18 protein-coding genes are annotated in these 17,946 nt (G+C 68.1%); 6 read left to right on the top strand and 12 right to left on the bottom strand.

Annotated features, from left to right (window positions below; genetic code table 11):
* The 5 genes from QH196_RS27965 to QH196_RS27945 all read right to left on the bottom strand — a co-directional run bounded on the left by QH196_RS27965 (position 1) and on the right by QH196_RS27945 (position 5,600).
* A complete protein-coding gene (locus QH196_RS27965) occupies positions 1–1,275 on the bottom strand; it encodes a hydroxymethylglutaryl-CoA reductase, degradative (RefSeq protein WP_280418832.1) in 1,275 nt (424 codons plus the stop codon).
* A gap of 145 nt (positions 1,276–1,420) precedes the next feature.
* Positions 1,421–3,337, bottom strand: coding sequence for a helix-turn-helix domain-containing protein (locus tag QH196_RS27960; protein WP_280418831.1), 1,917 nt, complete (start codon positions 3,335–3,337; stop codon positions 1,421–1,423).
* A 52-nt stretch (positions 3,338–3,389) separates the two neighbouring features.
* Complete coding sequence (locus QH196_RS27955) at positions 3,390–4,379, bottom strand: calcium/sodium antiporter (protein WP_280418830.1); 990 nt, start codon at positions 4,377–4,379, stop codon at positions 3,390–3,392.
* Positions 4,380–4,475: 96 nt separating this feature from the next.
* Positions 4,476–4,934 (bottom strand): nitroreductase/quinone reductase family protein, encoded by a 459-nt coding sequence (locus tag QH196_RS27950; RefSeq protein WP_280418829.1) that lies wholly within the window; start codon positions 4,932–4,934, stop codon positions 4,476–4,478.
* Between the two features lie 198 nt (positions 4,935–5,132).
* Positions 5,133–5,600 carry an SRPBCC domain-containing protein gene (locus QH196_RS27945; RefSeq protein WP_280418828.1) on the bottom strand — a complete coding sequence of 156 codons (468 nt, stop codon included), beginning with the start codon at positions 5,598–5,600 and terminating at the stop codon, positions 5,133–5,135.
* A 16-nt stretch (positions 5,601–5,616) separates the two neighbouring features.
* Between QH196_RS27945 and QH196_RS27940 the strand changes: the two genes are divergently transcribed.
* The gene (locus QH196_RS27940) at positions 5,617–5,940 is read left to right on the top strand and encodes an ArsR/SmtB family transcription factor (RefSeq protein WP_280418827.1); all 324 of its coding nucleotides are present in this window, start codon (positions 5,617–5,619) and stop codon (positions 5,938–5,940) included.
* 24 nt (positions 5,941–5,964) lie between these two features.
* Here the strand turns inward: QH196_RS27940 and QH196_RS27935 are convergent, their stop codons facing one another.
* A complete protein-coding gene (locus QH196_RS27935; RefSeq protein WP_280418826.1) occupies positions 5,965–6,645 on the bottom strand; it encodes a TetR/AcrR family transcriptional regulator in 681 nt (226 codons plus the stop codon).
* Between the two features lie 112 nt (positions 6,646–6,757).
* Between QH196_RS27935 and QH196_RS27930 the strand changes: the two genes are divergently transcribed.
* Positions 6,758–8,254, top strand: a complete 1,497-nt coding sequence (locus QH196_RS27930) for an MFS transporter (RefSeq protein ID WP_280418825.1) — start codon at positions 6,758–6,760, stop codon at positions 8,252–8,254.
* 169 nt (positions 8,255–8,423) lie between these two features.
* On the opposite strand, the gene QH196_RS27925 is transcribed toward QH196_RS27930, so the two are convergent.
* The gene (locus tag QH196_RS27925; RefSeq protein ID WP_280418824.1) at positions 8,424–8,717 is read right to left on the bottom strand and encodes a hypothetical protein; all 294 of its coding nucleotides are present in this window, start codon (positions 8,715–8,717) and stop codon (positions 8,424–8,426) included.
* A gap of 315 nt (positions 8,718–9,032) precedes the next feature.
* Between QH196_RS27925 and QH196_RS27920 the strand changes: the two genes are divergently transcribed.
* Positions 9,033–10,112 carry an NAD-dependent epimerase/dehydratase family protein gene (locus QH196_RS27920; RefSeq protein WP_280418823.1) on the top strand — a complete coding sequence of 360 codons (1,080 nt, stop codon included), beginning with the start codon at positions 9,033–9,035 and terminating at the stop codon, positions 10,110–10,112.
* Positions 10,113–10,204: 92 nt separating this feature from the next.
* Here the strand turns inward: QH196_RS27920 and QH196_RS27915 are convergent, their stop codons facing one another.
* Complete coding sequence (locus QH196_RS27915; protein ID WP_280418822.1) at positions 10,205–10,660, bottom strand: SRPBCC family protein; 456 nt, start codon at positions 10,658–10,660, stop codon at positions 10,205–10,207.
* A 292-nt stretch (positions 10,661–10,952) separates the two neighbouring features.
* Entirely contained in the window at positions 10,953–12,560 is a 1,608-nt protein-coding gene (locus tag QH196_RS27910) for a DEAD/DEAH box helicase (protein WP_280418821.1), read from the bottom strand.
* A gap of 554 nt (positions 12,561–13,114) precedes the next feature.
* On the opposite strand from QH196_RS27910, the gene QH196_RS27905 reads away from it, so the two are divergent.
* Positions 13,115–13,696 (top strand): NPCBM/NEW2 domain-containing protein, encoded by a 582-nt coding sequence (locus tag QH196_RS27905; protein ID WP_280418820.1) that lies wholly within the window; start codon positions 13,115–13,117, stop codon positions 13,694–13,696.
* Positions 13,697–13,728: 32 nt separating this feature from the next.
* Here the strand turns inward: QH196_RS27905 and ligD are convergent, their stop codons facing one another.
* The gene (gene ligD / locus QH196_RS27900; RefSeq protein WP_280418819.1) at positions 13,729–14,664 is read right to left on the bottom strand and encodes a non-homologous end-joining DNA ligase; all 936 of its coding nucleotides are present in this window, start codon (positions 14,662–14,664) and stop codon (positions 13,729–13,731) included.
* A 353-nt stretch (positions 14,665–15,017) separates the two neighbouring features.
* On the opposite strand from ligD, the gene QH196_RS27895 reads away from it, so the two are divergent.
* Positions 15,018–15,605: a hypothetical protein gene (locus QH196_RS27895; RefSeq protein ID WP_280418818.1), complete on the top strand. Its 588-nt coding sequence runs from the start codon at positions 15,018–15,020 to the stop codon at positions 15,603–15,605.
* A gap of 177 nt (positions 15,606–15,782) precedes the next feature.
* Here QH196_RS27895 and QH196_RS27890 read toward each other — a convergent pair whose 3' ends face one another.
* Together QH196_RS27890 and QH196_RS27885 are read right to left on the bottom strand one after the other, a co-directional pair.
* Positions 15,783–16,085 carry a DUF1540 domain-containing protein gene (locus tag QH196_RS27890; RefSeq protein WP_280418817.1) on the bottom strand — a complete coding sequence of 101 codons (303 nt, stop codon included), beginning with the start codon at positions 16,083–16,085 and terminating at the stop codon, positions 15,783–15,785.
* Between the two features lie 141 nt (positions 16,086–16,226).
* Entirely contained in the window at positions 16,227–16,736 is a 510-nt protein-coding gene (locus QH196_RS27885; protein WP_280418816.1) for a MarR family winged helix-turn-helix transcriptional regulator, read from the bottom strand.
* Positions 16,737–16,798: 62 nt separating this feature from the next.
* On the opposite strand from QH196_RS27885, the gene QH196_RS27880 reads away from it, so the two are divergent.
* Positions 16,799–17,932: a questin oxidase family protein gene (locus QH196_RS27880; protein ID WP_280418815.1), complete on the top strand. Its 1,134-nt coding sequence runs from the start codon at positions 16,799–16,801 to the stop codon at positions 17,930–17,932.
* The last annotated feature ends 14 nt before the right edge of the window (positions 17,933–17,946 follow it).

The raw sequence follows: 17,946 nt of genomic DNA, 5'->3' as shown, positions 1-17,946 counted from the left end.
TCAGCTCCGGCCCCGCAGCTCCGCGAGCACCTTCTCGGCGTGCTCGACCCGGATGTTCTTGTCCCGGATGAGTTGCGTGACGACGACGTCGAGCTCCGCGGCCTCCGCGCCGGCGGTCACCGCGACGGTCCGGGCGTGCAGGCTCATATGCCCGCGCTGGATACCTTCGGCGGCCAGGGCACGGCAGGCGGCGAGGTTCTGGGCCAGCCCCACCGCGACCACGACCTCGGCGAGCTCGCCGGCCGTCGCCACCCCGAGTATTTTGATCGCTGCCTGCGCCACCGGATGCGCCTTGGTGGCGCCGCCCACCAGGCCGACCGCCATCGGCACTTCGAGGGTTCCGGACAGATGCCCGTCGGCGGTTTTCTCGAAACGCGACAGCGCCGTGTACCGGCCGTCGGGGCCGACGGCGTGGGAGTGGCAGCCCGCCTCGACGGCGCGGGTGTCGTTACCGGTGGCCAGCACCGCGGCGGTGATGCCGTTCATAATGCCTTTGTTGTGTGTGGCGGCCCGGTACGGGTCGGCCTCGGCGAGCGCCGAGGCGTGCACGATATCGTCGACGACCTGCGGCCCGCCCAGCAGATCGCGGTCGAACACTGCGCGGGCCCGCACGATCCGCCGATCGGCCATATTGGTGAGAATGCGGAGCAGCGGCCGGCCCCCGGCGATTTCCGCGAGCCGGGGTGCGACGGCTTCGGCCATGGTGTTGACCGCATTGGCCCCCATCGCATCGCGCACATCGACCACCAGATGCGCCACGACATGGGTGCCGGTCCGGGTCGGGACCAGACGTACGTGCAGATCCCGGGCGCCGCCGCCGAACCGGACCAGCGTCGGATCCTGTTCGTTCGCGAGGTCCACGACGGCCGGACGTTGTTCCAGGATGCGTAGCCGCGCGGCCTCGGGGTCGGGGAGGTCGAGCAACTGGATCTGCGCCTGCATCACCGGACCGGTATCCGAGGTGAAGAATCCGCCCAGGTCGCGAGCCATCCGCGCGGCATTGCTCGCCGCGGCGACGACCGACGGCTCCTCCGTCGCCATAGGGACCAGGTAGTCGCGGCCGTTGACCCGGAAGTTGGTGGCGATGCCGACCGGGACACCCAGCACACCGATCACGTTCTCGATCATGTGATCGGCATGTCCGGTGTCCAGGCCGCGGGCGGGGTCGAGGACGTCCAGGTCCGCGACAGCAACCCCGGTCCGTTCGGAAACCACCGAGCGGCGCTGCTCGACGGACAAGTCCTTGAAGCCGGGAATTCTGCTGTTGACGGTCACTGCGCCCTCCATATCGCGGGGATGCGGTATCCGCGGCCCCGGGGAAAATCTGCCGGATCCGACGCTACGACCACGCTGTAACCGGCGACATGTGGCAAGAGCACATGAAATCGCTTGTTCGGTGTGTTGACCGCCCATTCGGCCGTCATTGCCGGGATACCGAACGCAACTCGTCCAGCCGAGTGGCGAGCGAGATACGGAACAGATGTTCGTCCTGGCGCCAATCCGCACCGAGCAGGGCTTTGAGGCGGTCGAGACGCTGCAGGATGGTGTTGGGGTGATAGTTCAGCGCTCGTGCGGTTTTCGTCGGGCTCGCCTCGTGCCGGACGAAAGTACGCAGGGTGGCGAGCAGATCGGTGCCGTGCCGGGCGTCGTAGTCGACGACCGGGCCGATGGTGAGATCGAGAAACGAGTGCAGGGCCTCCGGGTTCGTACCGAACAGGACCGTGTACGGGGCGTAGGCGTCGGTGGCCACGGCGCCGTTGTCGACCCCCAGCCCCGCCAGCAGGCGCACGGTCTGCTGCGCGGTACGGAACAGGCGCGGCAGCTCGTCGGGTGTGGCGGCCCGCGGCGGGGTCACGAGGAGGACCGGAGCTCCGAGCGCGCCGATGAGATGGGTGCGGAGGTCGTTCGCGAAGGCTATCGGATCGGCGGCCGATCCGATCACGGCGACGGTGGCCGCATACTCGCCCACCAACCCGCTGTCGCCGAGAAATCCGGCGGCGGCGCGTTCGGCGCGAGCCCGCCGGTCCGGCGGCACCTCGACGATATGCAGCGTTCTCAGATCGGATGAGGTCAGGCGGTGGTTACGCATCCGCTTGTCCATATCGCGCCGCCTTTCCGGCGACGAATCCAGCAGATCGGCGATGAGTTCGCCGCGCTCACGGCGGTAGGCGTCGGTGACCGCCCGCTGTTGCAGGGCCAGCAGCGCCGCGACCTGGGCCGCCCGCTCGATCGTGCGCCGCTCCACCGGGCCCAGCTCCACACTGCCGGGCGTGAGCAGCAGCGCGCCGAAATACAGTTCACCGGCGGTGACGGCGGCCACCGCCTCGACCGACCTGTTGTTCTCGACCGTGCGGCAGTGCCCGCTCGACCGGCTCACCGAGATCGCGGCCCGCACATCCGGCGACAGACTCACCGCGACGTGCTCGTTGCCGGCAGCCGCGGAGGTGGCGATCGAAAAGGATTCGGCGTCGACGATGGTCACCCGCCGGTCCAGCGCCGCGGCCAAGGTACGGGCGACCTGCGTGAAACCGCCGCCGGACAGCACGGCGTGGACGAGTTCCTGGTGCACCGCGCTCGACCGGTCCCGGGCTTCCAGATGCGCGGTCAGCTTCTCCAGGGCACCGCGGGTGCGGTCTTGCGATTCCCGGAGTTGCGCGAGGATATTCGCGGTCTGCAGCACCACCGAGGCATGGTCGGCCAGCGCCGAGAGCAGCGCGATCTCTTCGGGAGTGAACCGGTGTTCCTGCCGAGTCGCGGCGAAGAGGACGCCGAGCACGGTGCCGTCGGACAGCATCGGCACACCGAGGATCGAAACGATCCCTTCGGCGAAGACGGCATCGTCGATGGTGTGCTCGTGGGGCCCCTCCACGTACTCGCTGTAGCGGGGTACCCACTGCGCCGACCGGGTATCGGCGATCCGGCTCGCCAGCCCCGTCCCGGCGGGGACGTGCAGGTCCCGGAACTGTGGGGTCACCGCGCCCATCGTCTTTCGGACGTGCAGGTCGCGGGTGGTGGGGTCGAATTCCGACAGGTAGGTCACATCGGTGCCCATCATCTCGTGGGCGCGCGCCACCAACCTGGCCAGCAGCGCATCGATATCGCGGACCTCGGCCAGGTCGCGGGCACTGGAGAACAGTGCGGTGAGCTCCTGTTCGCGGCGGCGCAGGCGCGCGACCTCGGCGCGGTCGCGGCGTACCCGGTCCACGATGTCGCCGCTCGCGCCGGCCTCCAGGCCGAGCTCGGTCAGCGAGCCCGCCAATGCGGTGACGTCCGGTTCACCGTGGGTGACGGTGCGAAGCACCTCCTGGACGAGACGCGCGACGTCACTGCTGTTCATGGGCTACATGATTGCCCCCGCGTCGTCGAGTCGAATCGTCCCCCCGGGCGGTTCACAGCCTGGTCGTCAACAACCAGGCCATGTACGCGAGGTAGGTCGCGACGAACGCCGCGCCCTCCCACCGGTTCAGTCTCCGGCCGGTGCGGAAAACCGGGAGGCATACGAGCGCCGCGGCCACCATGAGGACCAGGTCCAGCGCCAGCACATCGTCGGGTACCGGCACCGAGCCGGGCGCCACCAGGACAGTGGGCCCGAGGATCAGCGCGATATTGAACACGCTGGAGCCGAGCAGATTGCCCAGAGCGATATCCCGGTTGCCGCGCACAGTGGAGACCAGGGTGGTGACCAGTTCCGGTGCCGAGGTGCCGACGGCCACGATGGTCAGGCCGATCACGGCGTCGGTGACCCCGAGGTTGCGAGCTATCGTCACCGCACCGTCGACGAGGAATTCGGAACCGGCCACCACCACGGCGAGCCCGACGACGAGCAGCAGTGCCTCGCGCGCCACGGAACGTTCACCGGCGGGCGGGCCGGCGGGGCTTCCCGGACCGTCGGCAGCTCGGGAATCGCCGGCCGTGCTGCTCGTCCGCTGTGCATCGCTGCGGGCGAGCACCGTCATCAGCAGCAGATACGCGGCGCCGTAGAGGCATAACCACACCCCGTCGCGGGTGGTCAGGCCGCCGTCGCGGGCAAGCACGAACAGCAGTACCGCCGCCCCGATCATGGCGGGTAGGTCGATGCGCAGCGTCCGGTTCTCGAACGTGATCGGCCGGATGAGCGCGCTGAGACCGAGGATCAGCAGGATATTGACCACATTGGTCCCGACGATATTGCCCACGGCCAGACCGGCATTCCCGTGCCGGGCGGCGTTGAGGCCGACCGCCAGCTCGGGAAGGCTGGTGCCCAGGGACACGATCGTCATGCCCACCACGAGGGGGCTGATACCGAACCGGGCCGCGATGGCCGACCCCTCGCGCACCACGAGTTCGGCGCCCACCACCAGAGCCGCCAGCCCGAGCAGCAATGCGAGCACCGGATTCACGGCGTTCCCTCCCAGCACGAGGACGGGAAATACGCTACTCGAGCCGGGGATCGATGGTGGGACGACGCACCGAGCGGGGGTATGCCGGTGGGCGACCTATCCGGTCAGCCCGGATACCCGTTCCACCACCACGAGGGGGATTTCCCGCTCGGTCTGCTGCTGATGCGCGGCCATATGCGGGAATTGCTCCGAAAGCATGTCGAAGAGCCGCTCGCGTTCGGTCCCGCCGGCGGTGTGCGTGGTACCGGTGAACAGGTCGATCCCCGCGGAGGTGGGGCGTTCGACGATGACCTGCGGGTTGGCGGCCAGATTCCGATACCACGCCGGATGCTCGGCCGCGGCCATATTGGACGCCCACAGCACTACTCGGTCGTCACCGTCGGTCAGATAGGCGAGCGGCACGATATGTTGCCGCCCGCTGCGCCTGCCGACCGTGGTCAACAGGACGAGGTCGGCTCCTTTCAGCATTCCCTCCATCGTGATCTCCCCGCCGTTGGCGCGGAAATTGTCCACTACGGACCTGTTGAACGCGGGCATATCACTCGGCAACGACATCTGCTGGATGGTAGTCCCCGCCGGTGACGAACGGCCGTATCCGACGTTCGAACGGTATGGCTCAGAAGGTAATTGCTGATCACGCCCGGTGAGTTCGTCGAGGAACGTGTCGCCGCCCGACGACCCGCCCTGCTCGGCCGGTACGCCCGCGAACCTCCGTGGTAGACCGGGGTGGTCGTAGTCGCCTTCGCGCCGGGCTTATTTGTAGAAACCCTCGCGCAGGTTGATGCCGTGCTCGACCCAGACCTTGAGTGCGGCCAGCATGCCGGTCCACCCCTCGCAGTTGCCGAAGGCGTTCTTCGCGCCGGCTTCGGTCGGGCGCCACGACGATTCGGTAATGGTTACCAGGGTCCGGGTGTCGTTGTCGATCGGCTCGAATTCGAAGGTTGTGGTGGTGGCGCCGGCCTCGTCCGTGGTTGCCTCGCCGTCCCACTGGATGACGATCGTGCGCGGCGGGTCGGCCTTCAGCACCCGCACCGGAAATGCGCCCGGGAAATCGTGGAAATCCCAGGTCACCTCCGATCCCGGGGTGAGCCGGCCGCGGGCCCCTCCGGTGGTGAAGTACTTCGACAGCTGTTCGGGATCGGCGACCGCCTCGTAGACCTCGGCGCAGGACTTGGCCACGCGGCCGGACACGGTGAAGGAGAGTTCTTTCAGCTCAGACATGTGATAAATTTACAACATGTCTGCGGTTGATGACAAGGACCCCGATGATCTGGTGTTCAAAGCACTGGGGTCGGCGACCAGGCGGGCGATGCTCGACGCGCTCAAGGCAGCGCCGCGCACCACGGGTGGATTGTGCGAGCTCTTTCCTGAACTGGACCGCACGACGGTGCTGCAGCATCTGCGGGTGCTGGAGCGGGCCGGGCTGGTGACCGGCCGCAAGGTGGGGCGCGAACGTCACCTCGCTCTGGCGCCGATGCCGATCAAGCGCATCTACGATCGGTGGATCGGTGAATACGCGCGTGCCGCAGTCGAATTGCTCGATGATCTCGACGCCGAGTAGCCGTCACCGGCGAAGGTGGACCGGTCAGCGGCGGCGGCCGGCGCAGGGGGCCGTGCGCGCGGTCTTGGCCTGGTCGACCTCGTCGTCGGTGAGGGCGCGGACCGGTAATTCCTGGCGTGCGATGCTGTCGGCGCGAATACCGTTGAGCGTGATGGCCATATAGCGGCGCCAGATGTCGGAATTGATCGGTTTGGCGAATTCGGCGAGCCCGTCGACCATATGGATCATCGCGAAGAGATCCGACGGTTCGATATCGGGTTGCAGTGCGCCCGCGGCCCGTGCGCGTTCGACGATGGCGGCGACCGCCGGTTTGATCCGGTCGCGGATGCGGTGGAAGCGTTCGGTATCGAGGTCGAGTTCGAGGATCACCTCGCTGAACCCGCGGTTGATCGCGAGGTGGCGGCAGGCGTATTCGACGAACTGGACGAGGCCGAGCCAGGGGTCGGGGTGGTGCACGCTCGCCTCGGCGGCGTCGGCGAATTCGCCGAGGTGGTGTTCGAAGACCTCGGAGATGAGTTCGGTTTTGTTGGCGAATCGGCGGTAGACGGTGCCCACTCCCACGCCCGCACGTTCGGCGACATCGTCGAGGGTGATCTCGAGTCCGCGGTCGGCGAACAGTTCGCGGGCGGCCTCGACGATGCGTTGCTGATTGCGGACGGCATCGGCGCGCAGGCGCCGGGTGCGCAAGGTCGTGGCGGGTTTCACAGCCGCAGTCTATCAACGGCGGGATTAAGTGGAGGCGTGATCTCCGTTATTGTGTTAGCGTTCAGATAAGCGGAGACGCATCCTCCATTTAATCACTCTTTCTAGGGGCGAGATGACTACCACGTTCGAACGCGGGCCATCCGCGCAGGAAAAACCGTCCGGCAGGCGCGGATCGCACGCGCTGCGATGGTGGGTTCTCGCCGTTCTCGGCGTCGCCCAGCTCATGGTCGTGCTCGACGCGACCGTGGTGAACATCGCGCTGCCCGAGGCCCAGCGTGACCTCGGCTTCGACGATGCAAGCCGTCAATGGGTGATCACCGGCTACGCCCTGGCCTTCGGCAGCCTGCTACTGCTCGGCGGCCGGCTCAGCGACCTGTTCGGCCGGCGCAACACCTTCGTCATCGGGCTGATCGGGTTCTCGGTGGCCTCCGCCGTCGGCGGTGCGGCCGCCAACTTCGAGATGCTGGTCGCGGCACGCGTCGGCCAGGGTGTTTTCGGCGCACTGCTCGCGCCGGCGGCGCTGTCACTGCTCACCGTCACCTTCACCGAACCGTCCGAACGGGCGAAGGCCTTCGGTATCTTCGGCGCCGTCGCCGGAACCGGCGGAGCCATCGGGCTGCTGCTCGGTGGTGCGCTCACCGAATGGGCGTCGTGGCGGTGGGTGATGTTCGTGAACCTGATCTTCGCCGCGGTCGCACTGGTCGGCGCGGTACTGCTGCTGGCCCGGCACGCCGCCGGCACCCGGCCCAAACTCGATATCCCCGGCACGGTCGTCGTCACCGCGGCCCTGTTCGCGATCGTCTACGGCTTCTCCCACGCCGAGAGCGAAGGCTGGACCGATTCGGTGACGCTTGCGTTCCTCGTCGGCGGCGCGGCCCTGCTCGCACTGTTCGTCTGGCTCGAAATGCGGGTGGCGCATCCACTGCTGCCGCTGCGTATCGTGCTCGACCGCACTCGAGGCGGCGCCTATCTCGCGGTATTCGTCATGGGTATCGGCATGTTCGCGATCTTCCTGTTCCTGACCTACTACATGCAGCTCACGCTGGGGTATTCACCGATCATGACCGGTGTGGCATTCCTGCCGATGGTCGCCGGAATGATCGCCTCGTCCACCACGACACCGTCGCTGCTGCTGCCGAAGATCGGCCCGAAGGTGGCCGTCAGCGGTGGGTTCGCGATCGCCGCACTCGGAATGGCGTGGCTGACGCAGATCGGCCTCGATACCGGTTACGCCACCCATATCCTACCCAGCCTGGTGCTGCTCGGCCTCGGCCTCGGCGCCGCCATGTCGACGGCGTTCCAGAGCGCCACGGCCGGGGTGCAGCATGACGACGCCGGTGTCGCCTCCGCGATGATCAATACCAGCCAGCAGGTCGGTGGGTCGATCGGTACGGCGCTGCTGAGCACCATCGCGGCCTCGGCGGCCGGTGACTACCTCGCCGGGCGGACACCGAGCCAGATCACCGTCGCCCAGTCGGCCATCGAAAGCTACACCACCAGCTTCGCTTGGGCGGCAGGTGTTTTCGTGATCGGCGCGGTCGTGCTGGCAATGCTGCTACCGTCCACCCTGCCCGCTCCGGCCGAGGGGGAACCGGTGCTCGCGCACTGATCTGCGGTGCCTACGTGCCCGTCTTCGCGAGTTGCGGAGACGGGCACGATCCGTTTCGGCGACTGCCCGAATCGGTGAACGTGTGACCGCGACGCCGGTCCGCGCATCCGGCCGCCCCGTCCCGAATTCGAGAATGGTGGCGCCGGGAGGTGGAATGTGTTCGGCCGGTTCAGGATTCCGGCGGAAGAATCGGTGAGCTGAACACATCCTCGAGCGGTGTGGGCCCGGTGTAGCGGCGGCAATTGCATTTCACCCATTCACGCAGACCGTGGGTGCCGCGGCGGGAGGACTCGGCATGACAGGTCCCGTCGGCGCGGTCGTGCAGGGCCAGATCATGGCCGCAACCACAGCGGGCGGTGAGTGTGCGGGCCGATCCCGCCCGGCGCCGTGATCCGAACCGGCCGCCGGCCCAGCCGACTGCGAGAAGGCCGGCGCCGACGGCAAGGCTGAGAGGATCGAGCATGGACCCAGTATATGTATACGCATAGCTCGGCGGATCGGTTCGGCGGATCACCGCTGCGGCAGCATCGAACACTTCGAGGCGCCCGACGGCTCACCTGGGGCACACCGCAGCGTTTCCGCGGCACGGTCGGGAGACGACACCGCGGTCCGTGCCCGGTATGCGGAGGAGCGCGACCCCGGGCCGCGCCGGCGATGTTTCGCACCGGGGCCCCGGGTAACCGGGTCGTATGAAGCCGAGGCAAGTAACGCGGCGCCCATTCTGCGGAGGTATGCGGAGGCGGGTCGCATGCGCTGGGGGTGCCGGAAGACCGGACCGATGAAGGTCGTCGTCACGGGCGCCAGCGGCAGCGTGGGAACCGCGCTGCTGCGTTCACCCGGCATCGAGCACTGGGAGCTGACCGGTATCGCCCGACGCCGGCCGCCTGACCGGGAACCGTATACCGGGGTGCGGTGGATCGACTGCGATATCGGCGACCTCTCGGCCGTACCCGTGCTCACCGATGCGTTCGCCGGGGCGCGCGCCGTGGTCCATCTGGCCTGGGCGATCCAACCGCATCGCACCGACCCGCCGATGAACCGCACCAACGCGATCGGTACCGAACATGTGTTGCACGCGGCGGCAGCGGCCGGGGTCATGCAGGTGGTGTGCGCGTCCTCGGTGGCCGCGTACACCCCGGCGGAGCGTTGGACCCGGGTCGACGAAAGCCATCCGCGGACCGGCCTGGCCCGCAGCGCCTACAGCGTCGGAAAAGCCGCCCTGGAAACGCGACTCGACGAATTCGAACAGCAGCAGCCCGGCATCCGGGTCGCGCGGATCCGGCCGTGTGGCATCGTGCAGGGCGATTCGGCCGCCGAACTGGGGGATTGGCTGCTCAGCCCATGGCTGCCGCGGTCGGTGATCGGCCGCCGGATGCTACCGGTACCGCTGTGGAAGGACCTGCGGCTGCAACTGGTACACGCCACCGACGTGGCCTCGGCGATCCGGGCGATCCTCCGGGACCGCGCCGCGGGCGCCTACAACCTCGCCGCCGAACCCGTCCTCCCCGCCCCGGCCCTGGCCGCACTGTTCGGTGGGTTCCGCGCGCCGGTACCGCGGGCGATACTGACCACCGGAGCCGGCTGGAGCCGGCGAATGGGTCTGCAACCACTGCATCCGGCCTGGCTCGAACTGGCCGACCGCGCCTGCCTGGCCGACGCCCGCCGGGCCGCCCGCGAACTGGGCTGGCAGCCGGAAACCGACGCGGTCACGGCCTGTCGAGAGCTGGCGAGCAGAATGCGGACCGGCCCGCCCGGCCCCAGTGCCCCACTCGACCCTCGCCGCCCGAATTTCCGGCCCGGGCGACCGACCCACCAGGACCAGCGTCCGCAGCGCTCCAGCACTACCGGGGCCGGATAAATCATCCGCCGGTCCTCGTCGGCCCTCGCAGGTGCGAGTGCAGGGGGCCGACCGCGGCGCACGAGGTATTCAGTCGAAACCGGCGGATGAAGTCAACCGGGGCCGGTGGGGGAGCGACCGGCGGCCAGGGCCGCGAGACGCTGGAGCGATTCGCGATTGCGGGGGATCAGTGCCAGATCCTGGACCGCGCCGGGGAGCAGCCGTCCGGGCCCCTGCGAGACGCGTTCGGCCATCCTGACCTCGGTACTGTCGGGTCCGAGCGCGACGAGGTCGAGTGAGATATGGGCCGCTCCGGCCGGCCACAGCCGGGCCTCCAGCTCGAGATGATGCGGCGGATCCACCGCGCTCACCGTGGTGGTGTCGCTGCGCGCCAGCGGCCACCCGCCGACGCTGTGGTGGATCCGGGTGCCGACCGCCGGCCATCCGGTATCGACCTTCCGGATATGCGTGGCGCCGACAACCCACAGCGCATACAGCCAGCCGTCGGCAAGGACGGCGAACACGTCCTCGATCGGGATCGGGATACGCACACTCGGTTCGGCGGGCATCGCAGCTCCGATCGTCGGGAGAACCTGCTGCCGTGCGGACACTTCGCCGTACGGCAGTTACGTCGCCCGGCGAAGTACCCGGCCGCCGGCCCGCGAAACGCGCCGGGATCGAGGCGCGAGATCGGCCGGAGTTCCCGTCGGCGACCATCGGGCAGTCGTGCTGGACCGCGATCCGGTCGGCGAGCTGATCGGCCGGCCGGGCGTAGTTGGGCCCGATAAGCCGCACTCCCTCGAGCGTGCTGTTGTCGCTCGAGGGAGTGGCAGTCTGCCCGAGGAGTTCGGGCTGGGTGGATCAGCCGGCCGGGCGGGTGGCCCGGCGGGGACGGCGCGAGCCACGGGCCCGTGTCGGATCGGCGTCGTTCGTGGTGCTTGTATATGTGGCCCGGTTCGTGCCGGCTGCTTGCTTGCGTGCGGGTGCTGCGGGAGCCTCGTGGCCGGACGCGACTCGCTTGCCGGCGCGTCCCGCGGACGCTCCGCGCCGGCTGCTGGAACCGCGTGCTCCGGCGTGTTCGGCCGCACCGGAGCGGTCGCTGTGGCCGGAGCGTTTACCCGGTGCGTCCGGGCGGGTCCGCCGTCCGGTGCCGGCGGCCGCGCCGGTCGTATCCGCGCGGCCGTTCGCCGATGTGCGTGCACCGCGCGCGCCACGCCGACCGTTGCGGGCAGGTTTGTTCTCGGGGCGCGAGCGGTCGGCCTGAGGCGGCTCCGTGGGGAGTTGCAGCGCGGCGGCCGCACCGTCGGAGAGTTCGGCGAGGATCGGCGAATCGACGGTCACCGCGCGCGGTTTCACCGTGATCCCGGCCTTGCGCAGCAGCGCCGCGACATCCTTGCGTTGTTCGGGCAGTACCAGCGTGACCACGGTGCCCTCGGTGCCGGCGCGCGCGGTGCGCCCGGACCGGTGCAGGTAGGCCTTGTGTTCGGCGGGCGGGTCGACGTGGACCACCAGTTCGAGTTCGTCGACGTGGATACCGCGGGCCGCGATATCGGTCGCGACCATCACCCGGGCCGTGCCGGCGGCGAATGCGGCGAGGTTGCGGTCGCGGGCGGGCTGCGACAGGTTTCCGTGCAGGTCGACAGCGGGAATACCGGCGCGGGACAGTTCGCCGGCCAGTCGCCGGGCGTGGTGTTTGGTGCGCATGAACAGGATGCGGCGACCGCTACCGTTGGCCAGCATCCGGACGATGTGCTTCTTCGCCGCGGCGCCCTCGAGTTCGAAAACGTGATGCTCCATTTTGGGCGGCGGGTCACCGGCTTCGTCGACCGAATGGGTGACGGGTGCGCGCATGAACCGGTCGACCAGTTTCCCGACGCCGTTGTCCAGGGTGGCCGAGAACAACAGGCGCTGACCACCGGCGGGGGTGGCCGCGAGGATGCGCGTGACGCCGGGCAGGAAGCCGAGATCGGCCATATGGTCGGCCTCGTCGAGCACGGTGATCTGCACCGCGTCCAGCGCGACCGCCCGCTGTTTCATCAGATCCTCGAGCCGGCCCGGGCAGGCGACGACGATATCGACACCTTGTTTGAAGGCCTTGATCTGGCGATTCACCGGGACACCACCGAATACGGTGGTCACCCGCAGTCCGCGCAGCTGCGCCAGCGGGGTGATGGTGGCGGCGATCTGGGTGGCGAGTTCCCGGGTGGGAGCCAGGATCAGCCCGGCCGGGCGGCCGGGTACCCGCTTGGTGCCGGCGAGCCGGTCGACCATCGGGATCGCGAAAGCCAGAGTTTTACCACTACCGGTCTTACCGCGGCCCAATACATCGCGGCCGGCGAGACTGTCGGGCAGGGTGGCGGCCTGGATGGGGAACGCTGTGGTGATTCCCGCGGCCGCGAGTTCGTCGACGATTCCGGTGGATACGCCGAGATCGGCGAAAGTCTGCGTGACAGCAGTGTGGACAGGCATGAATATAGTGCGCCTTTCGGCATCGGAGGTGATACCGCGACGTCCGATCGGACCGATGTCCGTGCCTACACGAGGTGGCGGGGTCGCGGGTCCGACGCGAAAAGCAAGTATCCCGCGACGGCTGTACATGCATTACTCATCGGCGCAGGTACAGCAGTCACCCTACAGCACGGGTGAGTGGTTTCCGGTATTCGTGAATCGGCGCACAGTCGGCCGGCTTTGCCGGTTCGCCGGCCGGTAACCCGGAATGGTCTGGTCCTGTATGCGTGAATTATCAAAGTACGCCGAATCTTTCGCGTTTCCGGCCTACCGAACCAGGTGGGCGGTATTACGCTGAGTGCGTCGTCACCACCGACCCGAGCGCTCCGATTCCCTACGCCTGGCGAGCGTGGTATATCTCTGCTGCGGCGCCCATCCGGGTTCCGGCGAGTTGATCGAAGAAGAGTGTGCGCGTGTCCAATCCCACCGATCCCACCCGCGGGCAAACACAGAGTCCCCCCTCGCCGGCGCCAACGGCGCCGGGCGCCCGCGCCGGTGACCCTGTCCAACGAGTGATGCTTGTCTCAGGGCTCGGTGTGACGCTGGCGATCGTGGGTTTGGTCGTGACGCTCATGGTCGGTCCGGGTTCCGGGGAAGCCGATTCCGATTCCGCGCTCCCCGCCACCACCACGACGGAAAGTTCGGCTGCTGTGCCGGCGCCGGTGCCGCCCGCCACGACCACCGGTGCCGCCCAGCAGTTCCTCGCCGAACTCGCCCCGGTCGGCACCACCGCCTACACCGGGTCGATCACCGTCAACGGTGTTGCTTATCCGCACGCGATCTACCAGCAGTTCAGTGGCTGCAGCACCGAGGTCAGCCACACCTACGACCTCAACCGGGAATGGTCGCGGTTCTCTTCGGTGATCGGCGTGGCCGACGGGGGTAATACGGAATCGGCCCTGCAGTTCTCGGTGGTCGCCGACGGCAAATCGGTTTTCACATCCGGAAATATCGGTGTGGGCGTACCGCCGAAGGTGGAAATCCCGGTGGCCGGTGTGGAGAATCTGACGATCACCTTCACCCTTCTCGACGGTGCTTCGTCGAGTTGCACCCAACTCGGCAACGGGGTGTGGGGCGATCCGACCCTCACGAAATAGGTTCGGCGAATAATTTATCCGGGACCGCTCGTTCACTCCGGGACGACTACCTCATCGGTCGATTTATCGGTACGTAGACCACGCCAGCTGGGGTGACGCAGCCCTTCTCCGGTGTATTCGCGGTATTCGACATCGCCCACGAGAACCGGCTCCACCCAGTGCGGGGTCCCCGGCCTGCCCCGTGTCGAAGTCAGCGGGAACAGGGGTCCGGTGCGGGCGAGTTCGTCCAGCCGGGCCCGCAGCGAACGGCGGTCGGCGAAGGTGAAACCGGTGCCGACGTTGCCGATGTGGACCAGGTTGCCCGCCGGATCGTGGGCACCGAGGATCAGCGATCCGAACGATCCGGAGACCGACCCGCTGCCCGAGGTCCAGCCCGCGACGACGGCCTCGGTGGTCCGGCGGAACGGGGTCTTGATCCAATCCGGGGAGCGCCGGCCGGGCCGGTACACGGAATCGGTCCGTTTGGACACGATGCCCTCGAGATGGTTCTCCTGGGCCGCGGCCATCATCTGTTCCGCGTCGACATCTACCCAGTACGGCGGAGTCAGAACCGGTGCGGTGGCGAATCCGAGTCGTTCGAGCCGCTCGCGGCGCCGCAGATACGGCTCTCCCGTGACGGTTTCGCCGTCGTCGACGAGCACATCGAAGAGGAACAGCTGAACCGGCACTTCCCGCACGAGTGCACCGCCCGGTCGCGCGACGTGCATCCGGCGTTGCAGCAGCGCGAACGACGGTGCACCGGCCGGTGTCTGCGCGATGATCTCACCGTCGAGAACCAGCTCACGGTTGCCGGCACCGGCAGTCAGGGCGGCCGTTAGTTCCGGGTACGAGCCGGTGATCTCGCGGCGGTTGCGGCTGTAGAGCCGGCAGGACCGGTCGCGGCAGATCACGATCGCACGCACGCCGTCCCATTTCATTTCCACCGCCCATTCCGGGGTATCCGGCGCCTGGCCCGCCACGGCCAGCATCGGTGCCGGGACCGCCGACCCGGTCAGGATCCGCCCCTCACCTCGTGTGTCCCGGTGTTTTCCGGCGGTGGGCGCCGATCCTTCTGCGATGCGTCGCGCCGGTGGTTCCACAGGCCGGTCCGGATGCCATGAGTCCTCGCTTCGTGAGGCGGGTACTGCCTGGTCAGCCGCAGAATACGGAGCTGTCCGAACCATCCGGAGCAGACACGCGGAAGGCGGAACCATCCGCAATGTGTGGATCGGAGATGCCCCGCGGACCTCCCTTGATCAACGTTCGCGCTGAGCGGAGCCGGTTGTACCGATTACGGCGTAATCTTGTAATCAAGTAATCGTACAAGCGAGAAGGTGATCCCATGAGGCACGGACACCGGGGGCGTGGATTCGGCCGGCCGGGCGGATGGCAGCAGGCGGATCTGCCCGAAACCGGCGATATCGCGGATTGGTTCGCGGGCCGCTTGCCCGCCGAGTGGTTCACCGGCCCACCGGTGATCGAGATCGACCGCGACGAGATCGTGGTGATCGGCGAACTACCGCTACCACAACCGGACGAGGCGGCGGGCGAGGAATCCGGCCGCCCTATTCCGGAGGCGACCAAGGAGGGTGCGGTTGCCCGGTTCCGCGAGTCCACCCGGTCGGCGCGGATGCAGATCGCGGACGAGGCGCAGCAGCGTTATCGGCGCAGTGTCGCGTGGGGCGTATCGATCGACGGACAGCGAAGCCTGTTCACCCACTTGGCGGTTCCGGTGATGACCCGGCTGCGGCAACCGGAGCGCAAAGTGCTCGACACGCTGGTCGACGCCGGGGTTGCGCGGTCCAGGGCCGACGCTTTGGCGTGGGCGGTGCGGCTGGTGGGCGAGCACACCGAGCCGTGGCTCGAGGAGTTGCGCACGGCGATGCGGAAGGTCGACGATCTGCGCTCGGAAGGTCCGCAAGGGCTCTGATCTATTGCACTGCGGTCTGGCGGGGTCGGGCCGGTGGCGTGGGAGACCGATATGGCCCGGCGGCTTCACTACAACCGCTGTCGTCGATGTGTCGACTCCGCAGGCGTCGCGGTGCGGAACAGCCCGCGCCCAGCACGGTGCGGGATAGGCGACCTCCCGCACCGTGCTGCGAATAGTTCAGCTGGGGCTGTAGGTCATGCAGCGCGCCGCGTGATCTCCGCGGCCCGGGCCGACCCTGATCTCACCGGCGGTGCATTCCAGGTCGGTGTTGTGCGCGCAGTCCGCGCGCTGGCAGGCCCCGACCATGCTGGTGACCGTATCCAGTCCACCTTTGACCGCCAACGGGATGAACGTCGCGCAATCGGCGCTGCCGTTCTCGCCGGAGACATTGATGGCGTAGGCGTGGCAGCCGTCGTGATTGTTGTAGGAACAGTCGTTCACTGTGCATTCGCTGACGTGCGGCATTTCCATGGTTGTCATGCGCTTCGTCCTCCTGGGCTGTGGGAGTCATGCTCATGCGGATACCAGAATAGACCGCCGTCACAGCCCTGAATACCCGTCGGATCGGTCCGGGAGTTCGCCGATCTCCGAGCCCGGGATTTCGATTTTGCGATCGAGTAGCTAGCGCGACGTGGGTGTGGGATCGGTGCGCCAGTTCCGGATCTCGTGCGCCCAGGCCTGCAGCCCCGCCTGGAACCCCGACCGCTGTTCGGCGGTGAGGGTGGACATGGCCGCCAGCAGCGGCTCCGCGCGCCGGGCGACGAAATCTTCGACATGCGCGCGGCGGGGCGGCAGCAGGGATACCAGCGTGCGCCGCCGGTTTGCCGGGTCCGGTCGGCGTTGTACCCATTCGGCGCGGTCGAGATCGCCCACCAATTCGCTGACCGTGGACAGTGCCAGCCCCATCCGCCCGGCCAATTCGCCGACGCTGATCGCTTCCTCGGCCACCAGCTGGACGCATACCGCGCCGTGGCGGGGGGTGAGCCGGTGTGCGGTGAAGGATTCGAGGTATTCGGCCGGCATATCCGTGCGCGCCTTGTCGAAGAAGTTCGCGACCAGCGGCAGGAATCCGATCAGCTCGGTGATCTCCTGTGCGGTCGGCTGCCTCGGAGTGTGGCTCTTGTCCGGCATGGAGCCATCTTATATGTTTGTATTCACAAACAGTTCGGATATGCGAAGTAAGCGAGGCTGCCATGTCGGCGTACAGCGATGCGGTCAACGATGCGCTCGAACGGCTCGACGATCTCGGGTACGAGCGCAACCTGGGCGGCGGCGATCTGGCCAATCACGGCCCGATGGCTGCCGAAGCGCTCGCGGTACTCGGCCACACCGCCGCGATCCCGGACTGGGTCGCGATCTATCGGGCCGCCGCGCCGCATCACGATCCGCCCGTGCCTTACCAGCGGCTCACTGACGAGGAATCCGATTGGCGCGCCGCGCTCGGCGATATCGGCCGGGCCGGTGATTTCGAGGAACTGTTCCTGCGACAGATATCGGATGAGGGCTGGCGTGCGGTGCTGGTGCGCTGGTGGCCGCGTTTGCTGCCCGGTCCGATGACCGGCCTCACGCACGGCCTGATCCGGACGGCGCATGCCGTGCGCGGGCTGTCGTCCACCGATCAACCGACTCGGCTGCAGTCGAACGAACTCGCCCGAGCGCTCGGCTACTGGGCCGCCCGGTTCATCGATGCGCCCGGACCGGGTCGTCTCCGGGGAGAATTCGGCCTCGCCGCCTCGATCGCCGCGGTACCCAGGCTGCCGGAGCCGGAGACTCCGCAGCAGGCGATGGCGCGCCTGCGCACACCGCGCACCATGCCGGGTTACGAGGAATCACTGTCCGCGCTGGCTCCCGAGCGCGCCGACCGGCTGCTGTCCCGGATGACCGCTCATTTCGCCGGCGTCTGTGGCGCACATGCGGTGGCGCAGTTCCCGGTTCCGCTCGTCCACGGCGTCACCGCCCCCGCTGCGGCCCGGCTGGTGTTGCCGAATCTGCCTGAAGAACTGTACGAACCCACACTCGCCGCCGTGTGGCAGGCGCAGGTGACGTTGCTGATGGCGGCGACCACCGACCGGTCCGGTGAGGCCGAGGCGCCGGTACACGCGCAGCAGGCCGATACCCCGCCGTGGGACGAGCTGATCGCCCGCGCGGTCGACCACGGGGACGAGCACGTCATCAAGTTCACCGAGGCCTGCCTGCGCGAGAACGCCCTGAGTCCGGATCCCCGGTACGCCTGGGCTGTAGATCGTTCTCAGCAGCTGGTCGAGCGCCCTGATGGGCCGAACGGTTCGGCGGTGGTCGTGCGGTTCGGTGCCGCACCGCAACAATGAGCGGCCGGAGTTCC

Origin of the sequence: Nocardia carnea (assembly GCF_029868325.1) — a bacterium.
Lineage (GTDB): Bacteria > Actinomycetota > Actinomycetes > Mycobacteriales > Mycobacteriaceae > Nocardia > Nocardia carnea_C.
Note: the sequence above shows the minus strand (reverse complement) of the source record. Positions and strands in the feature narration are given on the sequence as shown.

Coding starts and splice junctions, on each gene's coding strand:
- QH196_RS27960 (WP_280418831.1), bottom strand. CDS start 3,337: ATGAACAGCAGTGACGTCGCGCGTCTCGTCCAGGAGGTGCTTCGCACC.
- QH196_RS27950 (WP_280418829.1), bottom strand. CDS start 4,934: ATGTCGTTGCCGAGTGATATGCCCGCGTTCAACAGGTCCGTAGTGGAC.
- QH196_RS27945 (WP_280418828.1), bottom strand. CDS start 5,600: ATGTCTGAGCTGAAAGAACTCTCCTTCACCGTGTCCGGCCGCGTGGCC.
- QH196_RS27940 (WP_280418827.1), top strand. CDS start 5,617: ATGTCTGCGGTTGATGACAAGGACCCCGATGATCTGGTGTTCAAAGCA.
- QH196_RS27930 (WP_280418825.1), top strand. CDS start 6,758: ATGACTACCACGTTCGAACGCGGGCCATCCGCGCAGGAAAAACCGTCC.
- QH196_RS27925 (WP_280418824.1), bottom strand. CDS start 8,717: ATGCTCGATCCTCTCAGCCTTGCCGTCGGCGCCGGCCTTCTCGCAGTC.
- QH196_RS27920 (WP_280418823.1), top strand. CDS start 9,033: ATGAAGGTCGTCGTCACGGGCGCCAGCGGCAGCGTGGGAACCGCGCTG.
- QH196_RS27915 (WP_280418822.1), bottom strand. CDS start 10,660: ATGCCCGCCGAACCGAGTGTGCGTATCCCGATCCCGATCGAGGACGTG.
- QH196_RS27910 (WP_280418821.1), bottom strand. CDS start 12,560: ATGCCTGTCCACACTGCTGTCACGCAGACTTTCGCCGATCTCGGCGTA.
- QH196_RS27905 (WP_280418820.1), top strand. CDS start 13,115: ATGCTTGTCTCAGGGCTCGGTGTGACGCTGGCGATCGTGGGTTTGGTC.
- ligD (WP_280418819.1), bottom strand. CDS start 14,664: ATGCTGGCCGTGGCGGGCCAGGCGCCGGATACCCCGGAATGGGCGGTG.
- QH196_RS27895 (WP_280418818.1), top strand. CDS start 15,018: ATGAGGCACGGACACCGGGGGCGTGGATTCGGCCGGCCGGGCGGATGG.
- QH196_RS27890 (WP_280418817.1), bottom strand. CDS start 16,085: ATGACAACCATGGAAATGCCGCACGTCAGCGAATGCACAGTGAACGAC.
- QH196_RS27885 (WP_280418816.1), bottom strand. CDS start 16,736: ATGCCGGACAAGAGCCACACTCCGAGGCAGCCGACCGCACAGGAGATC.
- QH196_RS27880 (WP_280418815.1), top strand. CDS start 16,799: ATGTCGGCGTACAGCGATGCGGTCAACGATGCGCTCGAACGGCTCGAC.